At 65.0% G+C, this 22354-nt stretch carries 24 protein-coding genes; 1 reads left to right on the top strand and 23 read right to left on the bottom strand.

Annotation, left to right across the window (positions count from 1 at the left end; translation table 11 throughout):
- Positions 1 to 21: 21 nt before the first annotated feature.
- From HHL08_RS01255 to HHL08_RS01145, 23 genes are all read right to left on the bottom strand, one after another.
- A complete protein-coding gene (locus HHL08_RS01255; RefSeq protein ID WP_169570641.1) occupies positions 22 to 459 on the bottom strand; it encodes a DUF3617 domain-containing protein in 438 nt (145 codons plus the stop codon).
- A gap of 148 nt (positions 460 to 607) precedes the next feature.
- Positions 608 to 1516: an Hsp33 family molecular chaperone HslO gene (hslO, locus tag HHL08_RS01250; RefSeq protein ID WP_235954605.1), complete on the bottom strand. Its 909-nt coding sequence runs from the start codon at positions 1514 to 1516 to the stop codon at positions 608 to 610.
- Positions 1517 to 1613: 97 nt separating this feature from the next.
- Positions 1614 to 2543 carry an ornithine carbamoyltransferase gene (gene argF, locus HHL08_RS01245; RefSeq protein WP_169570639.1) on the bottom strand — a complete coding sequence of 310 codons (930 nt, stop codon included), beginning with the start codon at positions 2541 to 2543 and terminating at the stop codon, positions 1614 to 1616.
- 142 nt (positions 2544 to 2685) lie between these two features.
- Entirely contained in the window at positions 2686 to 3882 is a 1197-nt protein-coding gene (locus HHL08_RS01240) for an aspartate aminotransferase family protein (protein WP_169570638.1), read from the bottom strand.
- Positions 3883 to 4035: 153 nt separating this feature from the next.
- Positions 4036 to 4434, bottom strand: coding sequence for a flagellar export chaperone FliS (locus tag HHL08_RS01235; RefSeq protein WP_169570637.1), 399 nt, complete (start codon positions 4432 to 4434; stop codon positions 4036 to 4038).
- Between the two features lie 15 nt (positions 4435 to 4449).
- Positions 4450 to 5862 (bottom strand): flagellar filament capping protein FliD, encoded by a 1413-nt coding sequence (gene fliD / locus HHL08_RS01230; protein ID WP_169570636.1) that lies wholly within the window; start codon positions 5860 to 5862, stop codon positions 4450 to 4452.
- An 81-nt stretch (positions 5863 to 5943) separates the two neighbouring features.
- Positions 5944 to 6396, bottom strand: a complete 453-nt coding sequence (locus tag HHL08_RS01225; protein ID WP_169570635.1) for a hypothetical protein — start codon at positions 6394 to 6396, stop codon at positions 5944 to 5946.
- Between the two features lie 147 nt (positions 6397 to 6543).
- Positions 6544 to 7680 carry an EscU/YscU/HrcU family type III secretion system export apparatus switch protein gene (locus HHL08_RS01220; protein WP_169570634.1) on the bottom strand — a complete coding sequence of 379 codons (1137 nt, stop codon included), beginning with the start codon at positions 7678 to 7680 and terminating at the stop codon, positions 6544 to 6546.
- A 3-nt stretch (positions 7681 to 7683) separates the two neighbouring features.
- Complete coding sequence (gene fliR / locus HHL08_RS01215) at positions 7684 to 8466, bottom strand: flagellar biosynthetic protein FliR (RefSeq protein ID WP_066600050.1); 783 nt, start codon at positions 8464 to 8466, stop codon at positions 7684 to 7686.
- A gap of 10 nt (positions 8467 to 8476) precedes the next feature.
- Complete coding sequence (gene fliQ / locus HHL08_RS01210) at positions 8477 to 8749, bottom strand: flagellar biosynthesis protein FliQ (RefSeq protein ID WP_066600048.1); 273 nt, start codon at positions 8747 to 8749, stop codon at positions 8477 to 8479.
- A gap of 106 nt (positions 8750 to 8855) precedes the next feature.
- The gene (fliP, locus tag HHL08_RS01205; protein ID WP_206377628.1) at positions 8856 to 9614 is read right to left on the bottom strand and encodes a flagellar type III secretion system pore protein FliP; all 759 of its coding nucleotides are present in this window, start codon (positions 9612 to 9614) and stop codon (positions 8856 to 8858) included.
- 40 nt (positions 9615 to 9654) lie between these two features.
- Positions 9655 to 9918: a FliO/MopB family protein gene (locus HHL08_RS01200; protein WP_169570631.1), complete on the bottom strand. Its 264-nt coding sequence runs from the start codon at positions 9916 to 9918 to the stop codon at positions 9655 to 9657.
- 87 nt (positions 9919 to 10005) lie between these two features.
- Positions 10006 to 10341: a flagellar motor switch protein FliN gene (gene fliN, locus HHL08_RS01195; protein WP_066600042.1), complete on the bottom strand. Its 336-nt coding sequence runs from the start codon at positions 10339 to 10341 to the stop codon at positions 10006 to 10008.
- Positions 10338 to 11222 (bottom strand): flagellar motor switch protein FliM, encoded by an 885-nt coding sequence (locus HHL08_RS01190; RefSeq protein ID WP_169570630.1) that lies wholly within the window; start codon positions 11220 to 11222, stop codon positions 10338 to 10340. The genes fliN and HHL08_RS01190 overlap by 4 nt, the downstream gene beginning before the upstream one ends.
- Before the next feature lie 134 nt (positions 11223 to 11356).
- A complete protein-coding gene (locus HHL08_RS01185; RefSeq protein ID WP_169570628.1) occupies positions 11357 to 12019 on the bottom strand; it encodes a flagellar basal body-associated FliL family protein in 663 nt (220 codons plus the stop codon).
- A 28-nt stretch (positions 12020 to 12047) separates the two neighbouring features.
- Entirely contained in the window at positions 12048 to 14267 is a 2220-nt protein-coding gene (locus HHL08_RS01180) for a flagellar hook-length control protein FliK (RefSeq protein WP_206377627.1), read from the bottom strand.
- A gap of 2 nt (positions 14268 to 14269) precedes the next feature.
- Positions 14270 to 14695 (bottom strand): hypothetical protein, encoded by a 426-nt coding sequence (locus HHL08_RS01175; RefSeq protein ID WP_169570625.1) that lies wholly within the window; start codon positions 14693 to 14695, stop codon positions 14270 to 14272.
- Positions 14692 to 16020 carry a FliI/YscN family ATPase gene (locus tag HHL08_RS01170; protein ID WP_169570624.1) on the bottom strand — a complete coding sequence of 443 codons (1329 nt, stop codon included), beginning with the start codon at positions 16018 to 16020 and terminating at the stop codon, positions 14692 to 14694. The genes HHL08_RS01175 and HHL08_RS01170 overlap by 4 nt, the downstream gene beginning before the upstream one ends.
- Positions 16017 to 16655, bottom strand: a complete 639-nt coding sequence (locus HHL08_RS01165) for a FliH/SctL family protein (protein ID WP_235954599.1) — start codon at positions 16653 to 16655, stop codon at positions 16017 to 16019. Before HHL08_RS01165 ends, HHL08_RS01170 begins: the two co-directional genes overlap by 4 nt.
- Complete coding sequence (gene fliG, locus HHL08_RS01160; protein WP_169570622.1) at positions 16648 to 17664, bottom strand: flagellar motor switch protein FliG; 1017 nt, start codon at positions 17662 to 17664, stop codon at positions 16648 to 16650. Before fliG ends, HHL08_RS01165 begins: the two co-directional genes overlap by 8 nt.
- Positions 17657 to 19408: a flagellar basal-body MS-ring/collar protein FliF gene (gene fliF, locus HHL08_RS01155; protein WP_169570621.1), complete on the bottom strand. Its 1752-nt coding sequence runs from the start codon at positions 19406 to 19408 to the stop codon at positions 17657 to 17659. Before fliF ends, fliG begins: the two co-directional genes overlap by 8 nt.
- A 3-nt stretch (positions 19409 to 19411) precedes the next feature.
- Entirely contained in the window at positions 19412 to 19768 is a 357-nt protein-coding gene (gene fliE, locus HHL08_RS01150) for a flagellar hook-basal body complex protein FliE (protein ID WP_169571075.1), read from the bottom strand.
- A 20-nt stretch (positions 19769 to 19788) separates the two neighbouring features.
- Positions 19789 to 21060 (bottom strand): sigma 54-interacting transcriptional regulator, encoded by a 1272-nt coding sequence (locus tag HHL08_RS01145; RefSeq protein ID WP_169570619.1) that lies wholly within the window; start codon positions 21058 to 21060, stop codon positions 19789 to 19791.
- Positions 21061 to 21405: 345 nt separating this feature from the next.
- Here HHL08_RS01145 and HHL08_RS01140 point away from each other — a divergent pair, with 345 nt between their 5' ends.
- Positions 21406 to 22215 (top strand): flagellin N-terminal helical domain-containing protein, encoded by an 810-nt coding sequence (locus HHL08_RS01140; RefSeq protein WP_169570617.1) that lies wholly within the window; start codon positions 21406 to 21408, stop codon positions 22213 to 22215.
- Positions 22216 to 22354 lie beyond the last annotated feature (139 nt).

Below are 22354 nucleotides of genomic sequence, written 5' to 3'. Positions count from 1 at the left end.
CAGCACGATCAGGCGTCACGATCAGGAACAGGCGCCGATGCGCCGCCCTTCCGCGGCGAAGGCGAAGGGCGCGCCCTGCGCCACGCCCTGCGACCGAATCTGGACCAGTTTATTGGTTTCCACGCGCAGGTCGGTGCGGCCGTTGCCCGCCGCCGCGCAATCATAGGTGATCGTGATCGCGTGCGCATCGTCACTGATGGTGAAGCTCCGGCAGAGCGCCCGGCCATGCTGGACCTGCAACAACTGGCGCAGGTCGCTGACGCACAGCTTGCGCGTTTCCGCGCCTTCGCCCCGGCCGCGCAATTCCCATTCGCCAGGTTCCAGCGTGCGCAAAGCCTGATGCGCGATCGGTGGAGTCGGGACGTTCGCCGCCTCCGCCATGGAGCCGATCCACGATGCGGTCATCGCCGCCATGATCATCGCAACCGCGCCGAGCGCGTGCCGTTCCGCCCTCTTCATGATTCCGCTCAATCCCGTGACCCGCCACAAAGGCTCTCGCGGCTCATGGCCGCCCACGCTGTCCATGACGCCAAATTACGGCATTTTCATAGCGCAAGCGGCCATGCCTGCCCCAATTACAAATAGCGTTAGCGAAACGATTGCCGAATCAATGGGCGACGAAACTGTCGAGCGCGAGCGGGAACAGCCGCGAGCAGAAGGCGCAATCCACGCCAATGATGCCCTGTTCGTCGGCCATGTCGATTCGTTCGCTGGCGGGAAAACGACCGATCACGTCGCGAATATGGTTGATGTCGCAGCGGCATCCCTTGGCGAGCGGCGTCGGATCGGTTGCCCGCACTTCGTCTTCCTCATGGAACAAGCGCCACACGATATCGGCCAGCGGAAGCGCCTCGTCGGTCAGCTCGTCCGGCTTCAATGTCTGGGCCAGCGCCTGAACATGCTCCCATTCCGGGTGGTCGTGGCGGACGTGCAGCCGCTCGCGCCCCACCTCGCCCTCCGGCAGATGCTGGAGCAGCATACCGGCGGCCACGCAGCCCGCGCCCTTGTCATGCCGGGTGGTGATCTGGATCACGCTGGGGATTTGTTCGGACTGGAAGAAATAATGTTCGGCGGCCTGCGCCAGCGACTGGCCCTCCAGCGGGACGATGCCCTGATAGCGTTCGCCGCTCACCGCCTGGTCGAAGGTGATCGCCAGATAGCCTTTGCCGAACAGGCCGAACAGCGTCGGATCGGCGCCCTGTTCGGCCAGGCGATCGGCATCGAACTTGGCATAGCCGCGCACGTCGCCATCCTTATAATCGGCGACCAGCAGGCTGACGACGCCGTTTTCGGTCTGCGCCTGCAAGGTCAGCTGGCCGTTGGCCTGCTTCAACGTGCTGCCCAGCAGCGCCGCCAGCACCAGGGCGGAAGCGAGCAACCGCTCGATCGCGGGCGGATAGGCATGGGCGGCCAGCACCTGGTCCAGCACCGGCCCCAGCCGTACAAGGCGACCCCGCGCATGACGCGCGGGGATGGTGAAGCCAATGGCCTGGTCGAGATGGGCGGCAGACGTCAATGTAGAACTCCGGTCGTCCGGCCTATCAGCGATCGGACAAGAAGGCGGCATCCTATGATGCGGGCGAGCTGCCTAGATAGGAAGCCCGCCCGCAAACTCAACCAAGGTGCCCAAGCGCCCAGAGCAGCACCGATTTCTGGGCATGGATGCGGTTTTCCGCCTCGTCCCAGATCAGCGACTGCGGGCCGTCGATAACCTGCGCCACCACTTCCTCGCCGCGATGGGCGGGCAGGCAGTGGAGGAATTTCGCGTCTGGTTTGGCCTTGGCCATCAGATCGGGCGTGACCTGATAGGGCATCATCGCCGCCAGCTTTTCTTCGGCGTGGGACTGACCCATGGAGATCCAGGTGTCGGTGACGACGACATCCGCGCCCGCCACCGCCACTGCCGCATCGCGCGTCAGGGTGATGGTCGATCCTGCCGCGCGCGCCGCATCGGCAAAGGCCGGGTCGGGATCATAGCCGTCGGGGATGCCCATGCGCACATCGAACTTGAGCAGACCCGCCGCCTCGACGATCGAATGGAGCACATTATTGCCATCGCCCAGCCAGGCCCATTGGCTGCCCGGCAGCGCCAGTCCATGTTCGACCACGGTCAGCAGGTCGGCGACGATCTGGCAGGGATGCGACAGGTCCGTGAGGCCGTTGATGACCGGGACGGTGGCGTAATGCGCCATCTCCTCGATCTTGGCATGGTCGTCGGTGCGGATCATGATCGCGTCGGCCATGCGTGACAGGACGCGCGCGGTGTCGGCGATCGTTTCGCCACGGCCGATCTGGCTGGTCGCGCCTTCCAGGATCAGGGACGAGCCGCCCAACTGGCGGATCGCCATGTCGAAGCTGACGCGGGTCCGGGTGCTGTTCTTTTCGAAGATCATCGCCAGCGTGTGACCGGCCAGCGGCGCGTCGGCATCGCTCGCGCCCTTTGGCTTGCCCGCACGCGCGGCTTTGCGGTCGATGGCGTCCGCGATCATCGCGGCGATGGCGTCGCCGCCCGCATCGGAAAGATTTAAGAAATGCTTGGTCATTGGAAGTTTTCCCCGCTTCCAACCGCCGTTCGTCCTGAGTAGCCATTGAGCGAAGTCGAAATGGCGTATCGAAGGATCAATGCTTCGATACGGGCTTCGACTTCGCTCAGCCTCTACTCAGCACGAACGGGGGTGGGATTGGTCAGGCCGCCTGCGCCGCCGCGAAGGTCCGCGCGCCCGCGGAAATCTTCTCGATGGCTTCGGCGATATGGCTTTCCTCGATGACGAGGGGCGGCAGGATGCGCAGCACATTCTGGCCGGCCGACACGGCCAGCAGGCCATGATGGTCGCGCAGATGGCCGACGAAAGCGCGCGCGTCATGCGTGTCCTTCAGCTTGACGCCCAGCATCAGGCCCATGCCGCGCACATCCTCGAACATGTCGTCATGATTGGGAATGAGCTGTTCCAGTGCCGCACGCAGGCGTGCGCCCATGGCGGTCACGCGGTCGAGAAAGCCCTCAGCCAGCACTTCTTCCAATACGGCCAAGCCCACCGCCATGGCGAGCGGATTGCCGCCATAGGTCGAACCATGGGTGCCGAACACCATGCCCTTGGCCGCTTCTTCGGTCGCGAGGCAGGCACCGAGCGGGAAGCCCGCGCCGATCCCCTTGGCCACCGCCATGATGTCCGGCGTGATGCCATATTGTTCATGGGCGAAGAAGGTGCCGGTGCGGGCGTAGCCGCACTGGACCTCGTCCAGGATCAGTAGCAGGCCATGCGCGTCGCATGCCTGGCGCAGGCCCTTGAGGAACGTCTGCGTCGCCGGAGTAACGCCGCCTTCGCCCTGCACCGGTTCCAGCAGGAAGCCGGCGGTGTTGTCATCAATCGCGGCCAGCGCGGCGTCCAGATCATTGAACGGCACCACGGTAAAGCCGGGCAGCAGCGGTTCGAAACCGTCGCGCATCTTGGGCTGGCTGGTCGCCGAAATGGTGCCCAGCGTGCGCCCGTGGAAGGCGTTGTCGAAGCTGATGATCTTGTGCCGGTGCGGCTCGCCATTGGCATAATGATAGCGCCGCGCGGTCTTGATCGCGCACTCGACCGCTTCGGCGCCCGAATTGGTGAAGAAGACGGTGTCGGCGAAGCTGTTGTCCACCAGCTTCTGCGCGAACGCTTCCCCCAGCGGCGAGCCGTAGAGGTTCGATATGTGCATCAGCGTCGCCGCCTGATCGGCGATCGCCTTGACCAGCCTGGGGTGGCCATGGCCAAGCAGGTTGACCGCGATGCCGCTGGCGAAGTCGAGATAACGCTCGCCGCGCTCGCCGATCAGATAGCAGCCCTCGCCTCGCACCGGACGGACATCGCACCGGGGGTAAACGGGCATGAGCGGCGTAATCGACATGAGCCTTCCCTTTCTGGGTGATGCTGCGCGTCCTGTGCGCATTGAATATAACGCAAAAAGGCGGCCCCCGCCGGGCCGCCCTTGTGCGAGTGCCGCCTATACAGGGGGCATGTTTGGGGCGCAACCCCGCCCGGACGGGCGGGCGCGCGGCCGTCAACGGCCGATCTGGGTCCAGGCTTCGGCGATTTCGGCGACGATGGCGTGGGCCTGATCGACCGGATCGGCCGACCGTTCCTTGGCGCCGATCAGCAACAACCGGCGCGCTTCGCGATAGATTTGCGCCAGGCCGACCGAAATGTCGCCGCCCTTGTCGAAGTCCAGGCTCGATTCGAGCGCGAACAGGATCGACATCGCCCGCGCCTGCTTGTCCGACACCTTGACCCGGTCGCCATTGCGTTCGGCCAGCGCCGCCGCTTCCAGCGCCTGGAGCAGTTCGTCGAACAGGATCTTCACCAATGCGTGCGGCGTCGCGCCTTCGGTGCGGCTGCCCGAATGGATGGCGGCGTAACGGCGCGCCGCGCTGGCGCCTGCATAACCCTGATTATAGAACATCGTCTGCGTCCCCGATTAACTGTCGCTATTGTTCCAGACCTCGATCTGCTGTTCGAGGTAGCTTTGTGTCGCCTTGAGCGCGGACAACCGCGTCTCCATCGCTGCGTAGATGGTGGTCAGATGATCCTGATAGTTGGTCATCTTCTCATCCAGATCTTCGAGCTGCCTGGTAAATTCCTCGGCCTCGGCATCGTAGCGCGCCTGCGCGGTCTTGAGCGGGCCGTCTTCTTTCTCGATATTGTCGCGGACCGTGTCCATCAGCGCCGACAGGCCGGGGCTGGTAGCGGTCGACACCTTGGGGTTCACCATGTTGGTGACGGCTTCAGGGTCCGCCTCCATCACCGATGCCAGCCGGACCGTGTCGAGCGTCAACGTCCCGTCGCGATTGGTCGACACGCCGATATCGGCCAGCGTCTTGTAGGTGCCGGTCGCCGCCAGCTGGGTCGATGTGATTGCCGACAGCTGCCGCTTCATGTCGCGCACGCCGGCCACGCCGTTCAGCACGCCCGCACTGGACGAATCCGCGCCGGTCGCCGTCGCGGTGTTTAGCGCGCCCATCAACGTGTTGTAGGCGCTGACAAATTCCTTGAGCAGGTCGGACAGGCCGGCCGTGGGCTGGCTCATCGACAGGGTGACGGTGGTGCCGGGCGACGCCTTGTTCAGGTCGATCCGCAGATAAGGGATCGCATCGTCGATCGTGTTGCTGGCATATTCATAGGCGACGCCGTCCAGCGTGATCTTGGCGTTCTGCGCCGTGGAAGTGCTGGCAAAGCTCATCTGGCTGATTGGACTTGACGAATCGTTAGCATCAGCACGCGCGGCGCTAACGGAAAAGTCATTGTCCGCGCCGGTTTCGCCTTTGAAAACGAGGCGTGTACCTTGCGTATCAGTCACGACGCGCGCGGTAACGCCGGTGTCGGCGGCATTGATGGCTGCGGCAGCATCAGCGAAGGTCGCGTTCTCATCGACGGTGATATTGAACACGGTCGGGTTTTGGGGGTCCGTGCCGGGTTTCGTGATGGTGAACGTGCCTGCGCCAATCAGGCTGCTCGCCGTCGCGCTGCTGGTCGCACCGGTTGAATAGACACGGGCGGAAGCGAGTTGATCGACGGTCAGTTGGGCAGGCAGACCGGCGGGGCTGCCGCCGCTGAGCAGGGTGACCGATGCGATGCTGGCGTCGTTGGAGGCGGCCGTGCCGGTATAGGCGGCGCCCGACAGCACTTCGGTCAGGGCGTTGGCGAAGGTGTCGAGCGAGCTGGCGGCGGAGGCCAGCGCCGAAATACGCGAGGTGTTGAGCGTCTGGCGATTGGTGATCGCCGTCTGCTTGGGCTCGCGGGTCGCGCTCACCAGACTGGTCACCAACGCGGAGGTGTCGATACCCGACCCTGCGTTGAGCGCCGTCAAAATGCTGCTGCCTACCGAAGTCATGCGCCGTCCTTTCAAGGGGATAGAACGGCGCTAACGGCAAGACCTTTAGGAATGATTTGCGCTGCGCCGGAACCGCGGAAATCAGCCCGCAGACGTGACCTGCTCGACCGTGGCGCGCGACACATGGGCGTGCGCGCCATGGGCGTAGGATGCCCGTTCGACGATCCGCTTGGCAAGGACGGCGGCATGTTCCACCGCTTCCTTGCTGGCGGGCGGCAGCGGCACCAGCACCATGGGGCGCGGAATCATCGACTGGATCGCGTCGGCCGCATCATCGACCCCGCCGACGCCCGACTGGAGGTCCGCCAATATGTCGGCGATCCTGGCATGCACCTCGACATATTCGGCGATGCTGGCCAGATCATCATCCACGACGACGCCGTCGCCTTGCGGGGACGTCCTGGCTGCCTGGTTTGCGGGGATCTGGGTCGAACGACTGGGTGCCACAGGCTGAACAGCCTGGACGGGTGCGGGCGCACGCGAAACGGCCCTGTCGACGGGCGTCAGTTCGCTTCTGGAAACATAGTCGTTCATGACGCACCAATCCTAATGCGTCCCCAATGAAGAGATTACGGACGGGTGCGGTTAAACTTTAGGGCATCATCCACATTTTTTTCGCGCATCAGATGAAGGGTGCCGCGTTGGGGGCGAGGCCGGGTTTGGGCCGAGCCGCCATCGCGCCTATTGCTTCTGCCCGTCCGCGTTGAACCGCAAGTCTTCGGGCACGGTGATGAAGGGCCGGTCCATTTCCGTCGCCATCTTGTTTTCCACGCGGAAGACGAAGGCGAGGACGGTCGCCACGGCCATATACAGGCCTTCGTTGACGATCTGCCCCGCGCGGGACGTGAAATAGACGGCGCGCGCCAGTTCGGGATATTGGAGGACAGTCACGCCATTCTGGTCCGCCAGTTCGCGGATCGCCGCGGCGATCGCATCGCAGCCGCGCGCGACCACGACCGGGGCGGCGTCGACGCCGGGCTTGTAGCGCAGGGCGACGGCGAAATGGGTGGGGTTGGTGATGATGACGCTGGCTTCGGCGACCGCCTGGCGGGTGGAGCCGTTTAGCACCTCGAACTGGCGGCGGCGCAGCTGCCCTTTCATTTCGGGCGAGCCCTCGCTTTCCTTATGCTCGTCCTTGATCTCCTGCTTGCTCATGCCCAGCCGCTTGGCGCGCTGCATGATCTGCGCGGGGACGTCGATGCCCGCGATCAGGAACAGGCCGCCCGCCATCACCAGACAGGTCAGGATGAAGAGGTTGCCCAGGTCCGCCATGGCGGGCGCGACGCCCATCTTGCCCAGCGCGGTGATCTGCGTCAGCCGATCCCAAATGAACCAGATGCCAATGCTGCCGAGCAGGCCGATCTTGGCGATGGATTTCACCAGTTCGATCAGGCCCTGCGTGCCGAAAATCTTTTTGAGGCCCGCGCCGGGATTCATCTTGGACATCTTGGGGGCGAAGGCGCCGGGACGGAAGCCGAGGGAGCCGAGCAAGGCCGGCGCGGCGATCGCGGCGATGAAGGTGGCGAGCATGACGCCCGCGGCCGGCAAGGCGATGGTGCCGAGCAGTTCGGCCCCGCGCGCGGCTGGCGAGAAGTCGATAATATCCTCGCGCCGGAAGCGTAGGGCGTCGGCCAGCATGTCCGACAAAGCGTCGATCAGGGACGGGCCAGTGATCGCCAGCCAGGCGATGCCCGCCATCACCACCAGCGCCGTGCCCAGTTCGCGCGACTGGAGGATGTCGCCCTTCTTGGCCGCGTCGTCGAGTTTCTTCTGGGTCGGTTTCTCGGTCTTTTCGCCGCCGCCGGGACTGTCCGCCATGGTTTAGCGTCCTTCCGCAATCGACTGGGCTTCTTCAAGCCCGGCCTTGAGCGACGCGGTCATGCCTTCGGCCATGATCGGCGTGGCGATGGCGAGCAGGATCAGGCCGGCCATCATCGCCACCGGCATGCCGACCGCGAACAGGTTGAGCGAGGGCGCGGCGCGCGCCAACATGCCCATCACCACCTGCACCAGCACCAGCGCGAAGGCGACCGGCAGCGCGACGGTGACGCCCGCCCCCAGCAACGCGCCACCAAAAGATATCAGGCGCCAGACCGTGTCGTTGGACAATATGCCCGCGCCCGGCGGGATCGCCTGGTAGCTTTGGACGACGAAGCTGGCGAGCAGCAGATGGCCATCCATGCCGAGCAGCAGGAAGGTGGCGAGGATGGAGAGGAAGGTGCCGAGCACCTGGGTCGATTGGCCTGACGACGGATCGACCATGGCGGCGAAGTTGAGGCCCATGGCGTTGCCGATGGTTTCGCCCGCGACGAAGGCGGCGGCATAGCCGATCTGAACCGCAAAGCCCAAGGCCAGGCCCGCCATGACTTCGCCCGCGACCATCATCACACCTTCGAAGCTGGCGACGCCGTCCTGTGGCAGGGTGATGGTGACGCTGTTGAGCGCGGCAAGGCCCAGCGCGAGGCTGAGGATCAGGCGCAGTTGCAGCGGAACGGCGGGCGCACCGAAGACCGGCGCGGCGATGAAAGCAGCGCCCGGCCGGATCATGGCGATCAACCAGACCCAGAGCTGATTTTCGACCCCGGCGAAGCCCGGCGCGATCACGGCCCGACTCTCATTGCAACAGGTCCGGGATGCGTTCGAAGATTTCGCGGGTGAAGTCGGCGATCAGCACCATGATCGACCCGCCGAACAGCGCCAGCATGCCGCCGACGACGATGATCTTGGGGATGAAGCTCAATGTCTGCTCGTTGATAGAGGTCGCCGCCTGCACCATGCCGATGATGAGGCCTGCGATCAGCGCCGGAATCAGCACAGGCGCAGCAGCAAGCGCCGTGATCCACAACGCCTGTTGGGCCAACCCCATGAAGAAATCGGCATTTTCCATGCGGACTAGATACCCCGTTCCGTTCGCTTCGAGCGCAGTCGAGAAGCGGCAGCGCAACCGTTTCTCGACACGCTCGAAACGAACGGATGTTGGAGCATGACGCCGGTCATGTCGCGAACGATCCCGCGAGCGACCCCATGGTCAGCGCCCAGCCATCGACCAGCACGAACAGCAGCAATTTGAACGGCATCGATATGATCGTGGGCGACAGCATCATCATGCCCAGCGCCATCAGCGTGGAGGCGACGACCAGGTCGATGATGAGGAAGGGCAGGAAGATCATGAAGCCGATCTGGAACGCGGTCTTCAATTCGCTGGTGACGAAGGCGGGCAGCAGGATCGTGAAGGGAATGTCGTCGGGCGTACGGAAGGCCGGTGCCTTGGCGAGATTCTGGAACAGTTTGAGGTCGCTTTCGCGGGTTTGCTTGGCCATGAAGCCGTGCAGCACCTTGCCCGACCGGCCGACCGCTTCCTCGATGCTGATCTGGCCCTTGCCATAGGGGTCGAAGGCCTGGGCGTTGATCGCATCGATCGCGGGGCGCATCACGAACAGCGAGAGGAAGAGGGTGAGGCCGACCAGCACCTGGTTGGGCGGCGTCTGTTGCAGGCCCAGCGCCTGGCGCAGCAGCGAAAGGACGATGATGATGCGGGTGAAGCTGGTCATCATGAGCACGAGCGACGGCAGCACCGTCAGCAGGCTCATCAGGACGAGGATCTGGAGGCTGAGCGAGAGCGAGCGACCGTCGCCCGAAATCTGGCCCATGGCGCGGCTCAATGCGCCGCTATTGTCGACCGGCGGGGTGGCGGCGGGCGCGGCCTGGGCGAAGGCGGGGACGGTGAAGAGCAGGAGGGCGAAAAGGATCATGGCCGCAAGGGCGGGCAACCACCGCCTCAACGGTCCGGCCTCAGCGAAGGCGGACATGATCGCCTTCCGCGATCTTCTCGATCCGGCTGCGGGTGACGGACAGCAGGATTTTCTTGCCCTCAAACTCCACCACGGCGAGCTTGCCAAAAGCGCCCATCGGCAGCGCTTCAAGCAGTTTCAAGGAGCGGTCGCCCTGCCCCGCCATCATGCCGGGCTGATATTTGCGCCACAGCCACAGCGCGCCAAAGGCCATCCCGCCTACCAACGGCAGCATGATCAGCAGTTTGACGAAATACCAGAACATGAAATGGCCTGCCCGCAGCTATGGTTAACAGCGCCTGCGATCCGCAGTTTCGCGGCCGAAGGCAAGCTTAAAATCAGAAGCGGCCCGTCAGCCGCGCCGTTCGATCCCGGCGAGGCGATTTTCGGTCGCGGCGATATCGACGATCCGGATGCCATAGCGACCATTGACCGTCACCACTTCGCCCTTGGCGATCAGCGCGCCATTGACCATGATGTCGAGCAGGTCGTCAGCCTGGCGATCCAGTTCGACGATGCTGCCTTCGGCCAGGTCCATGACTTCGGCCAGGCGCAGCGAGGTGGAACCGACCTCCACCGACATGCGGACCGGGATATCGGCCAGCAGCTTGAACTGGCGATTGTTGGTCATTTTGCTCAGCGGGTCTTCGCCCCGATCCATGCGGGGGGCTTCGCTCATATCGCTCATTGGTCGGGTTCCTGTGCGAGTTTTTCAATCTGGAAGGCGGCGCGGCCGTCCTGTTCGCCGATCGTGCCATGCGCGACGATGCGGTTGCCGACGATCAACGGCAGCGATCGGCCGATGGTGACGGGAATGACGTCGCCGACCTTGAGCTGCATCAGCTCGGCCAGCGAGAGGTTGGGGCGCGCCAATACGGTGCGCGCGGGCATCCGGATGTCGCGCATCCGCCGGGCGATGCGCGTCTGCCAGACGGGATCGCGCTGTTCCTCGTCAGCGGGCAGGTTGCTGCCCATCAACGCTTCAACGCCGCGCAGCGCCGACAACGGAAAGACGATGTCGATCGGCCATTCCTGATCGCGGGTGATGGAGATTGTGAAGCGTTGCAGCACCATCTGGTCGCCCGGCTGCGCGGAGGCGGCATAGCCGACCGCGCTTTCGCGCAGGATCAGCCCCTGTTCCAGCGGCAGGATGTCGGCCCAGGTTTCGACCAGGCGGGTGACGATGCTATCGGAAAGGCGGGCGATCAGCCGGTCTTCGGTCGGCGTGAATTCGCCGCGCGCGGGCAAAGCCCGGTTGCCGATGCCGCCATAGAAACAATCGACCATGGTGGAGATCATCGCCGCATCCATCCGCAACAGCATCTGCCCTTTCAGCGGCAGCAGGCGATAGATGGACAGGCTGCAAAAGGCAGGCACTTCGGCCGTCCAGGCGGCGAAATCCAGCACACGGGTATCCTGCGCCACGATATGCGGGCGCACGCCGGCGATCGGCTCAATCAGGGCGCGCATGCGCCGGCCGAGCTTCTCGCTCAGCCGGTCCAGCCCCGACAGCATGATCGGCGCCTGCGAATCCCCGCGCCCGAAGGCGTAGGTCTGTACGTCGTCCATATTGGTCCCCTGCCCCATGGCGGATCAGGGGACGTCCTGATCCTTTGGCGCAGCGCCATTAATAACGAAAATGGTAAAATTGGAGTTAACAGGGCGACGAGCGGCGCCAGCGGACGAGCGCCAAAGCGGCCGCCTTACTGAATGACGAAGTTGGTGAAATAGACGTTGTCGATGCCGCCATAGCCGGTCTTCTGCTTCAGCACATCGTTGATGATGACCTTGATCTTGCCCTGTAGCGCCTGCTTGCCCTGCGGGGTGTCGAGCACCTCCTGCGGCTGTTCCGCCAACATCATGAGCATCTGGCTGCGGATCGGCATTTCATGCTGCTTGATCGCGGCGATCACGCGATAATCATAATAGGTCGATACCGCGACGGAGATTTGGGCAAAGGCGTCGGTGTCCGACATGTTCGACGTAAAGGGTGCCTGGAGCTGGAAATAGGTGGCCTGATAGGCGGCCGGATTGGCTGGCGTGGGCAGATCGATGCCCTTGCCCGGCGCGTGGCCCGCGGACACGGCATGGCTTTCGCCGCCGCCGGATTTACCGCCGCCTTCGCCGCCGCCCGCTTCGCCGGCCCAGCCATGAGCGGTCGCGATCGCCTGCGCATCCTCACCGGCCAGCACCAGCACGGGCTTGTTGGGGTCTTCCTTCGGCCCCTCCGCCTTCGGGCTGAAGAAACCGGCGGCATAGAGCCCACCGGCTGCGCCTGCGCCACCCACGACGACGCCCACGACCAGCAGCAGGATCATTTTCATGCTCCCGCCTTTCTTTTTCTTGGCCTTTGGCTCGTCGCTCATCGTTCTGGTCCCCTAGGAAAAGCGCTGGTCACGCATAGCGCGCGCGAACGGCACCGCCGGCGTTTTCGCCGACGTCCGTATGGTTAAGAACGGCAGCGTCGCTCCCCGCTTTATGCCCCAGCGCGATATTTTCACGTTGCTGGCCACGGCCCTGCATATGCGACTGGGCCGACGACTGGCCCATGCCCTGACCAGTGCCCTGCCCCATGGCCTGATGGCCGTTCTGGCCCTGATTTTGGTTCTGGCCGCCAGATTGCTGCTGCGACATTGTCTGGTTGCCGCTGCTGTCCGCACGCGCGGTTTCGGCGACATGGGGTGCCCGCTCGATCTTCATCTCGCTGATGCGCATGGCGGACAAGCCAGCGTCCAGCTTCAGCCGGTCGCCTTCCTGCCGCAACGCCTGTTCGGCCGCCTCGGTCGCTACGGTCAGGCTGATGGTCGCGCCATCTTCGCCCTGCCGGATATCGACCTGGATCGGGCCGAGCTGATCGGCGTTGATCTGGAACCGGCCCTGCGCGCCATTGGCAGACAGGCCAGCGATATCGCGCGCCAGTCCGTCGATCCACTGGCCCGACACGCCCATATCGACCACCTGCGCGCCAAGCCTGGCGGACAGATCGACGGTCGGGATGGACGGCGCGGTGGCCGCGAGCGGCTGGACGGTCGGCTGCACCAGTGGCGCCAGAGACGATATGCTGTCATTCGTGGCCATCGTCAGGATCGCGGGCGCAGCGTCGGTGGCGACATCTTGGCCAGGCACGGCGGTTTCGATGCGGCGCGGCACGCGCAGGCCCATATGGTCGCGCACCAACTCGAGCAGCGAGACGGCCTCCGCGCGCGGCTTGGCGGGTGCGGCGGGGGGACTGGCCTGTGCGATGTCGATGGGCTGGTCGGCAGTTTCGAGCGGTTCCGCGGGTACGGGCATCGCAACTGGGGTGGTCGCCACGGTTTCCGCTAACGGCGCAGTGATAGGCGACGCGGGCGTAGCCTGCGGCGCCGGCTCGGCGGCTGGCGGCGGGCTGGCATTCTGTATCGGGGTTGCCGGAGCGGGCTGGCTGGCCGGGCGCGGGGCAGGCGTGGCGGCGGACTTGCCGATCGCCGTCTGCTCCACAAGCCTATCGGTGGGGTCGATCGCAGCTTGTGTCAGCAGCGGCGATGCGGCGATCGCCTCCGGCTTTGGTGCGACGGATGAAAGCGGCGCGGCCTCGATCGGCAGCGGCGCGGCGTCGTTCGACGCGACGGCTGGGGGCGTCGAGGTGACGGGGGTTGGCGATTTGGTCGCTTCCGTAGCGGCGAGGCTGGGGCTATCGACCGATGCGCCCGGAACAGGCCGCGGCATGGGGGTCGGCGCGGCGGTCGATCGCGAGACGGGGGACGGACCAGCGGCCGTGGCGTGGGTCGCTTGGGCTGGTGCTATTTCGGATTGCGCGACGACTAGCGGAGCGATTGGAACAGGGGACGCCATGACCGGCGCGGTCGGCTGAACCGGCGGCTGGCTGTCGTCCGGCGCAACGGGCACCGTCTCGTCTTCGGACGCCGACGGTTCGTGGGCGTCCTGCACATCGGATGTTTCGGTCGGCAGCGAGGCGGCGGCAGGATCGACCGGGACAGCATCATGCGGCTGCGCGGGATGCGCCCTGACCGGCGCGGGCGCGGACTCCTGCTTGACGGCAGCAGGTGCGGTTGGGGCCGTGGCAACCGCTACGGGCGCGAGCAGCTCCGGAGCAGCCCCGGCACCCTCCGTCTGTTGCGGCAAGGGAATGTCGGCCGGCGCTTCGTCATCATCGATGGAAACCATCTCAACCGGTGGCTCGACCGCTGCGGTCAGTGTGGCGGGCACAGCGGGTGCGGCAGGCACGGCGGGTGTGGCGGGTGTGGCGGGTGTGGCGGGCGCTAACGTCTCGTCCACATCGGGACGTGCGACGGCGAGTTGGACAGTTGTTTGGGGTTTTTCCGATTCTGGCAAGGATGCGACAGCGGCAGCCGGAGGTGTCGCAATCGCGATGGCAGGATGCCAAACAGGAATATCAACACCCTGATTTTCAAAGTTATTTTGAACAGGTGCCGTAGTTTCCCTGTCGGCGGAAACCGGCGCGCCCGACTGCGCGGCGACGGTCGGTACGGCGTCGACGCTGTTCAACAATTGCGCAAAATTGGTGCTGCCCCCGGCCGGCATAGCGTCTGTTTTCCCGCCCGGCGATGCGGGCGTGGCGAACAAAAGCGCCTTGAGGCTGGTCAGCATGGTCATCGTCAAACGTCCCCGTTGCGCTGCATCCGGCGATAGCGCGGCAGCGCGGCAAGCTTTGTCTCGCGCCACGCCTCCAGATCCGCGCGGGCGCGGTCCTTGAGGCGGGTGGCGATTTCCTTTTCCCGGTTCGCTGCAAGAGTCATGCCTTCTTTGGCCTCGACCTTGCGCTTGGCATCATAAAGCGCGCCGTCGAGCTGTCGCCCGGCCTGTTCGAGGCGGGTCGCCAGTTCCTGCATCGCGGCGAAGGACGCGCCGGTGGCCATGCCTTCAGTTTCGAACAATTCGCTGCGCACCTTGGTCAGGCGGTCGATATTGCGGGCAAGGCCGTCGGCCTCGTCGCGGGCGCGGGCGGTTTCTGCGACCGCCATGGCGTGCTGGACGTGACGCACACGCAACACGCGCTGGCGGCGGCCGACCAGGCCCTTCATGCGCCGAATCCGGCGATCAGCGCATCAGCGCTGATGGTTAGGTCGATCCGACTTTTCTGGTCCTGCCGGATGAAGTCCAATATTTCCTGCCGCCGCTTGACCGCTTCGTCGATGACGGGATCGTTGCCGGGGCGATAGGCGCCCATCAGGATGAGGTCGCGATTTTCCTCATAGGCGGCCCAGAGGCGGCGATAATTGGCGGCGGCCATGCGATGATCGTCGTCCACCACATCGGCCATGACGCGCGACAAGGACTTGCCGATGTCGATGGCGGGGAAGATGGATTGTTCGGACAGGTGCCGCGACAGGACGAAATGGCCGTCCACAATGGCGCGGGCGGCGTCCACGATCGGATCGTCGGTATCATCGCCATCGGCCAGCACGGTGTAGAGCGCCGTGATCGAACCGCCGGTGCGGGCGTCCACCCCGGCCCGTTCGACCAGACGGGGGATGAGCGCCAGGGCGGAGGGCGGATAGCCCTTCATCGCGGGCGGTTCACCCAGCGCCAGGCCGATTTCACGCTGGGCATGGGCGCAGCGGGTCAGGCTGTCGATGAGGAGCAGCACTTTCTTGCCACGAGCGCGATAATATTCGGCGATGGCGGTGGCGCGCGCGGCGGCGCGCAGGCGCAGCACCGGGGGATGATCGGCAGGGACGGCGACGACGATGCTCTTGTGCATCGTGTGCTTGAGTTTCGTTTCGAGGAAGTCGCTGACTTCGCGGCCGCGTTCGCCGATCAGGCCGACGACGACGATGTCGGCTTCGGCTCCGGCGATCATCTGGCCCATCAGGACGGATTTACCCACGCCAGAGCCAGCGATGATGGCGATACGCTGACCGCGCCCGGCGGTGAGCAGCGCGTTGACGGCGCGAACGCCCAGGTCAAAGGCTTCGGTGACGCGGCCGCGGTCGAGGACATTGCCCTTCACGCCGTTAAGCGGCCAGGTGCCGCCGGCGATGATCGGTCCCTTGCGGTCGAGCGGCTGGCCCATGGCGTCGATGACGCGTCCGATCAGGCCGTCGCCCACCTGCACCATATTGGCCTGGCTGTCGGGTTCGACGCGGATGCCGTTTTCCAGCGGTGCGTCGGCGTCCAGCGGCACCAGCAGGGTGCGGTCGCCGCGGAAACCGACGACTTCGGCGCGGCAGACGGAGCCGTCGCTGGCCATGACGCGCGCGCCGGAGCCGATCGGACGGCGGAAGCCGGTGACTTCCAGCATCCCGGCGTCATGGCTGACCAGTCGGCCGATCCGGCGGGGCGCGCGGTTCTGAACCTGGAGATGGTCGAACAGGCTTTCGGCCTGGGTCAGCGCGGCGCGGATCATGGCTTGCCTTCCATATCGTCCATCAAGGCGCGCAGCCGGGCGAGGCGGACGTCCGGGCCATCCTCGACCCAGCCATCGGCGGTTTCGAGCCGCACGCAGCCGCGATGCATGGCCTTGTCAGCCACCAGCTTGACGCCGATCGTCTCGCCTTCCAGCAATGTGATGTCTTCGGGGTGGAGATGCAGCGCGCTCTTGCCTTCATTATCTTCGATGAAGGCGGCGACGGTGTCGCAGCGCTGGACCAGCCGTTCGATGTCGATTTCGACCTCACCCACAATCTGTTCGACCAGGCGGACGACCGTGGCCGACAACATGGTGGACAACATGCCGCTGGGCGCGGGCGCGAGGGTTTCGAGCGCATCGGTCAGGCGCGTGCGCGCCTCGCTTTCCTGCCCATGGGTCTGGGCGGTGACGCGGCAGCCTTCGTCAAAACCCATGGTGAAGGCTTCCATCCGGGCCTCCTCCATCAGGTCGATTTCCGGTTCCGCCTCGATCACGCCATTGCGCATCGTGCCGGCCAGAGGCGCTTGCGGCGAGGTGTAGAGGCTGCGGAAGCCGCCTTCGGCCGGGCGGAAGCCGGCGACCGCGACAGGCGCGGCCTCCTGAATCGCCTGCGCGCCCCAAAAGTTAGACAAAGTCGTTCCCCTTGCCGCCCAGCATGATGGTGCCGGCGTCGGCCATGCGGCGCGCGGTGGCGATGATGAGTTTCTGCGAATCCATGACTTCGGCCAGGCGGATCGGCCCGCGTTCCTCAATCTCGTCGGCGATGGCCTGCGCGGCGCGGGCGGACATGCAGCTGAAGATCTTGGCCTTGAGCAGGTCGTTGACGCCCTTCAAGGCGACGACCAGAACGGCGCTGTCCACAGTGCGCATCAGCGTGCCCAGATTCTTGTCGTCCATGTCGATGAGGTTGTCGAAGACGAACATCTCCTCCTCGATCGTCTGGGCGATCATCTTGTCGCGCTTGGCGACGGCCTTCATGATCCGCTGTTCATTATCCTTGCGGACGTTGTTCATGATCGCCGCGGCTTCGACGGTGCCGCCGCGTTGCGAGGCTGCGCCCTGCTTCTTGACCGGACCGCGCAGCAGAAGTTGCTCCAGATCGTCCAGCGCCTCGTTCGACACCGGGCCGAGCGTGGCAATGCGATAGACGATCTCTTCCTGATATTCGGACGGCAGCAATTGCAGCACATCGGCCGCGACCGGCGCTTCCAGATGGGCCAGCACGATCGCCATGATCTGCGGATGCTCCGCCTCGATCAGCGTGCCGATCTCCTTGGCGTCCATCCATTTCAGCATTTCCAGCTGGGTCGAACGGGTCGGCGGGGTGATGCGGGCCAGGATGGTTTCCGCACGTTCCTCGCCCAGGGCCTTGGTCATCGCGCCGCGGATATGGCGGGTGGCGCCATAGCCGATGGTGGTGCGCTTCTTCGCCTTGGTCACGAAATGATCGAGCGCTTCGTTCACCTCTTCGGGATCGACGTCCGCCACATCATACATGGCGTAGCCGAGCTGGCGCACTTCGTCAGGCTCCAGGCGCGAAAGGATCTGGGCGGCTTCATCCTCGTCAAAGAGCATGAGGAGAACGGCGGCGGCGGCGCTGCCCTTCAGCGCTTCGGGACGACCGGGAACGATCTCAGGCATTTTCCTTCTTCCCCTCCTTCAGGAGGTCGCGGACGACGAGCGCGGCCCGATCGGGGTCTTGCTTGACGAAGTTGCGGATGAGGTCGGCGCGCTGGGCATAATCATAAGTGGAGGAGATCATGTCGAGCGTGATCTTGGCTTCCGCGCCGTCCGGCCCGGCGACGACCGCCTGCTTGGTGATCTCGCTGGAAATCTCGCGACCGATGCGCTGGCCTTCCTGCGGGGTCGGGGCAGCCAGAGCGTCGGGCGCAGCGGCGCGGCGCTTCAGAAGCGGGCGACCGATGCCGAAGATGACCAGCAGGGCAACCAGCAGAGCCGACAGGTTGCGCACCAGCGGCGACATCCAGTCCGCCTCATACCAGGGCGGGGTAACCTCCGCCGTCTTGAGGAAGCTGCGCGAGGACAGGGCGACCACGTCGCCACGCCCCTGGTCGAAACCGACCGCGCCCTTCACCAAGGCTTCCAGCGCGGCGATTTCCTGCGGGGTGCGGGCCTTGCCGTCGGGTGCGGTGTCGAGCGCCACGGCGACCGACAGGCGCTTGACCGTGCCGATGGCATCGCGGGTGACGGAAACTTCACGACCCAGTTCGAAGCTGCGGTTGAAGGTTTCCTCGGTCTTCATCAGCGGGTTGGGCGGAGAGCCGGGGGCCGCTTGCGCGCCCTGCGCCGTCTGACCCTGCGTCACCGCCTGACCGTTCGGATTGGTTTGGGTCACGGTCGGGTTGACTGGGGCCTGGTTGCTGAGCGCGCCGGGGATGCCGGACGCTTCGCCCGCACCCTGGCCGCGCGGATCGGACGCCCAGGTGCCGGTTTCGTTGCGCAGCCGCGCTTCGTCCTGCGGGTAGGTTTCGCGGGTCGCCTGGCGTTCGGCGAAGTTGAGTTCGGCATGGACCTCGGCGGAAAAATTGCCGGTGCCCAGGATCGGGGTCAGCAGCGCAATCACCGACTGGCGATAGCGATCCTCGATCTTGCCCTGGACCGCCAGTTGCCGATCGTCGGCGGCGTTGCCGTCATTATTGCTGAGCAAGCGACCATTTTGATCGACCAGCGAGATATCGTCCGGGTTGAGTTCCGGAATGGAGGAGGCGACGAGATGGACGATGGCGTTGACCTGCGCATCGGTGAGGGTGCGGCCATTGGCCAGGCGCAGCATGACCGACGCGGAGGGCTTCGACCGTTCGCGCAGGAACACGCTGGGCGGTTCGACGGCCAGATGGACCTTGGCGGTTTCGACGCTGTCGATCGCCTCGATCGTGCGGGCGAGATCCATTTCGCGGGCGGTGCGCAGCTTTTCGCCCTCTACCGCGCGCGATGCGCCCATCGGCAGGCTGTCGATCATGCTGTTGCCATCGGGCGCGCTCTTGGGCAGTCCCTGGGCGGCGAGCATCATCTTGGCCTTGAAATAATCGTCTTCGCCAACGGTCATGCCGCCGCCGTTGTCGAAGTCATATTTGATGCCGCTCTGGTCCAATATCTGCGCGACGGCGGACTTGTCGGTGTCGGGCAAGGCGCGGAACAGGTCGCGCTGCGGCGGTTCGCGCAGCGCGAGCCACGCCGCACCAGCCACCGCGACAGTGCCGAGCAGGCCGAGCAGCGGCAGGCTCTTGGCCACGGCGGGCTGTTTGATGAAGCCGGTGAAGCGCGCCTTGAGTGCGTCCATGCCCTTAGCGTTGCCGCCAAAGCCGGAAGCGGGGGTGAGAGCAGGCGCCGATGCGCCGACATTGGTGCTGAGTGCGTTTTCCATGGTTTAGACCGGCATGCTCATAATGTCCTTATAGGCGGACAGGAGTTTATTGCGGACCTGGAGGGTCGCTTCGAAGCTGACCGACGCCTGCTGCTTGGCCAGCATGACCGCGGCGATATCGGTGGTTTCGCCACGCTCGAACGAGGCGGCGGCTTCACCGGCCTGGGTCTGGAGCCCGTTGACCTGTTGCAGGGCGCTGTTGAGCGCTTCTGTAAAGCCACCCGGCGCCGTGCCCTGGGCGCCGCCGACGCCGGGTGCGCCGACCGTTCCGGTCGAGGCGACGTCCCGCAGGGCCGCGTTCTTTTGCAGGATGGCGTTGCGGATCGCCATGACGCTGTCTGTGGGTGAAACGCCGTTGATGGCCATGGTTCAGCCCTCCTTCAAGCCGCTGCCAGCTCACGCATTTCGGCGAGCCGATAGCGAAGCGTGCGTTCGGAAATGCCCAGTTTGCGGGCGGCGGCGGCGCGGTGACCATCGGTTTCGCGCAGGGCGATGCGGATGGCCTCCAGCTTGCTGTGATGGGCGACGTCGCGCAGGCGGGTCGGTTCGACATTGATAGAGGCGGGCGCAACGATCGGCGGCACGATACGCAGCGGCTGCGGCGCGCCGGTCAGGTGCAGGTCGTCCGCCTCGATCATCGCGCCGTCGCGGAGCACCAGCGCGCGTTGCAGGACATTGCCCAGTTCGCGGGCGTTGCCGCGCCAGACATGGGCGGCAAGCTTGTCGAGCGCAGCGGCGGTCGGCCACACGAACGATGCCTTGGCCATGTCCTGATGCCGCAACAGCATGGCGGCGGCGATCGCGGCGACATCGCCAGGGCGTTCGGCCAGCGGGCGCAGTTCCAGCGGCATGACGTTGAGACGCCAGTACAGATCTTCGCGGAAGCGGCCGGCGGCGACTTCACCCGCCAGATCGCGGTTGCAGGCCGCGATGATGCGGACATTGACCGGAATTGGGTGGGTCGCGCCGACGGGCAGCACTTCGCCCTCTTGCAGCGCGCGCAACAGCTTGGACTGGAGCGCCAGCGGCAGTTCGGCGATTTCGTCGAGGAACAGCGTGCCGCCATCGGCCGCCAGGAACAGGCCATCCGATGCGTTCGACGCGCCGGTGAAGCTGCCCTTCTTATGTCCGAACAGCATCGCTTCCATCATGGTTTCGGGGAGTGCGGCGCAGTTGACGGCGATGAAGTCATGGTCGATGCGGCCCGACTGGGCGTGCAGGAAGCGCGCCATGCCCTCCTTGCCGGTGCCGGTGTCACCCTGGATCAGGACGGTGGCGTCGCTGCGGGCGACACGGCCGGCCAGCGTCATCAGCCGTGCGCTGCCGCTGTCGCCGACTGCGGGGATCGCGGCGGGACGGGCCAGTTCGGCGATCAGGGCAAAGGCAAAGCCCATGTCCGCTATGCCAAAGGCGACCCGCGCCGGCAGGCCGTTGGCGGCGGGCACCAGGGAGGGCGCACCGTCATGCACGTTGATCAGGATATCGCGATAGGTGGCGTGACCGATTTCGGTCGCCAACAAGATACGTTGGCTGTCCCGGTCACGGGGGCCTGCCGCATCGACGATGCGCACCTCATAAAAGGCATTTTCAAGCCAGTGCTGCAAGCCCGGAAGAAGCGCGCAGACGCCACGGCTCACGTCTAGTGTCGACATGAACAAAACCCCATCTTTTGGCTGGCTTGTACCCCCGTACGCCCCAACCCCCTTCGATGGTTAATAATTACGCCATCTGTGGTTATCAGATAGTTAATGCCGTCGGTCCGCTTGCCGCAATGCGGCAGTTTTTTTCCGGCAAAAACGGCAATATCTTCGACCTTGGTCTAAAGCGCGCACGTCGCGCCCGCGTAAGGGCATTTCCGGGCCGCCCGAATCACACCCTTTTCAAAAAAAAACGACGTCGGCGCTAAAAGCTCGTGACGCCCCGCCGTTATCCCCTTTCGAGGCCGCAAGCGCACTAACGGATGGCAGCGACCTGATAGTGAAACGAAAGGGAACACCATGACTGTTATCGGAACCAACACTGGCGCCATGCGCTCGGCCAACGCTTCGACCGCCGCCACCAAGGCGCTGGGCACCGCGATGGAACGCCTGTCGACCGGCAAGCGCATCAACAGCGCGAAGGACGACGCCGCCGGCCTCGCCATCGCATCCAGCATGACGGCGCAGATCAAGGGCATGACCCAGGGCGTCCGCAACGCCAATGACGGCATCAGCCTGGCGCAGACGGCGGAAGGCGCGCTGAACGAAGTCAGCAACATGCTGCAGCGTATGCGTGAACTGACCGTCCAGACGCTGAACGGCACCAACGACACCGACGCCAAGGCAAACATCCAGGCGGAAGTCGCCCAGCTCCAGACCCAGATCACCGACACGCTGGCCAACACCGAATTCAACGGCACCAAGCTGTTCGACGGTTCGGTTACGGACGTGACGATCCAGGCCGGTGCCAATGCATCCGACACGGTAACGATCACGCTGGACGATGTGACGACCGCCATGACCGACGCATTGGCGGTTGACGCCACCACCGCCACCACCGCCGACCTCGACACGTTCGACACCGCGCTGGCTTCGGTCGCAACGACCCGCGCCAATCTCGGTGCGGTGCAGAACCGCCTCGAATCGACGGTCAACAACCTGACCAACAACATCACCAGCCTGACCGACGCCCGCAGCCGCATCGAAGACGCCGACTTCTCGGCCGAAACGACGGCGCTCGCCAAGCAGCAGATCCTGAGCCAGGCGTCCACCGCGATGCTGGCCCAGGCCAATCAGAGCCAGCAGGGCGTTCTGAAGCTGATCGGCTAAGGCGTAACCAGATTGGTCGGCTGAGGTCTTGGTCACCGAAAGCCGCCCAAGTGGCCCCCGGCACATCAACAGTCCCCACCGTGCCGGGGGCGACACCTTCGATCGAACGACCAGCCTCATTGAAGCCTCCGTCCCCCCG

Origin of the sequence: Sphingobium psychrophilum (assembly GCF_012927105.1) — a bacterium.
Classification (GTDB): Bacteria; Pseudomonadota; Alphaproteobacteria; order Sphingomonadales; family Sphingomonadaceae; genus Sphingobium; species Sphingobium psychrophilum.
The sequence above is the reverse complement of the archived record's forward strand: the minus strand, read 5'-3'. Positions and strand labels throughout refer to the sequence as shown.

Bases quoted from the DNA above. Each gene is read 5' to 3' on its own strand.
- HHL08_RS01220 (WP_169570634.1), bottom strand. From the start codon at position 7,680: ATGGCGGACAGTCCCGGCGGCGGCGAAAAGACCGAGAAACCGACCCAG.
- HHL08_RS01255 (WP_169570641.1), bottom strand. From the start codon at position 459: ATGAAGAGGGCGGAACGGCACGCGCTCGGCGCGGTTGCGATGATCATG.
- HHL08_RS01170 (WP_169570624.1), bottom strand. From the start codon at position 16,020: ATGATCCGCGCCGCGCTGACCCAGGCCGAAAGCCTGTTCGACCATCTC.
- HHL08_RS01190 (WP_169570630.1), bottom strand. From the start codon at position 11,222: ATGGACGACGTACAGACCTACGCCTTCGGGCGCGGGGATTCGCAGGCG.
- fliG (WP_169570622.1), bottom strand. From the start codon at position 17,664: ATGCCTGAGATCGTTCCCGGTCGTCCCGAAGCGCTGAAGGGCAGCGCC.
- argF (WP_169570639.1), bottom strand. From the start codon at position 2,543: ATGACCAAGCATTTCTTAAATCTTTCCGATGCGGGCGGCGACGCCATC.
- HHL08_RS01200 (WP_169570631.1), bottom strand. From the start codon at position 9,918: ATGTTCTGGTATTTCGTCAAACTGCTGATCATGCTGCCGTTGGTAGGC.
- HHL08_RS01175 (WP_169570625.1), bottom strand. From the start codon at position 14,695: ATGAAGGGCCTGGTCGGCCGCCGCCAGCGCGTGTTGCGTGTGCGTCAC.
- fliP (WP_206377628.1), bottom strand. From the start codon at position 9,614: ATGATCCTTTTCGCCCTCCTGCTCTTCACCGTCCCCGCCTTCGCCCAG.
- fliN (WP_066600042.1), bottom strand. From the start codon at position 10,341: ATGAGCGATATGAGCGAAGCCCCCCGCATGGATCGGGGCGAAGACCCG.
- HHL08_RS01185 (WP_169570628.1), bottom strand. From the start codon at position 12,019: ATGAGCGACGAGCCAAAGGCCAAGAAAAAGAAAGGCGGGAGCATGAAA.
- fliD (WP_169570636.1), bottom strand. From the start codon at position 5,862: ATGACTTCGGTAGGCAGCAGCATTTTGACGGCGCTCAACGCAGGGTCG.
- HHL08_RS01225 (WP_169570635.1), bottom strand. From the start codon at position 6,396: ATGAACGACTATGTTTCCAGAAGCGAACTGACGCCCGTCGACAGGGCC.
- HHL08_RS01235 (WP_169570637.1), bottom strand. From the start codon at position 4,434: ATGTTCTATAATCAGGGTTATGCAGGCGCCAGCGCGGCGCGCCGTTAC.
- HHL08_RS01145 (WP_169570619.1), bottom strand. From the start codon at position 21,060: ATGTCGACACTAGACGTGAGCCGTGGCGTCTGCGCGCTTCTTCCGGGC.
- fliQ (WP_066600048.1), bottom strand. From the start codon at position 8,749: ATGGAAAATGCCGATTTCTTCATGGGGTTGGCCCAACAGGCGTTGTGG.
- HHL08_RS01180 (WP_206377627.1), bottom strand. From the start codon at position 14,267: ATGACCATGCTGACCAGCCTCAAGGCGCTTTTGTTCGCCACGCCCGCA.
- HHL08_RS01140 (WP_169570617.1), top strand. From the start codon at position 21,406: ATGACTGTTATCGGAACCAACACTGGCGCCATGCGCTCGGCCAACGCT.
- HHL08_RS01240 (WP_169570638.1), bottom strand. From the start codon at position 3,882: ATGTCGATTACGCCGCTCATGCCCGTTTACCCCCGGTGCGATGTCCGT.
- fliF (WP_169570621.1), bottom strand. From the start codon at position 19,408: ATGGAAAACGCACTCAGCACCAATGTCGGCGCATCGGCGCCTGCTCTC.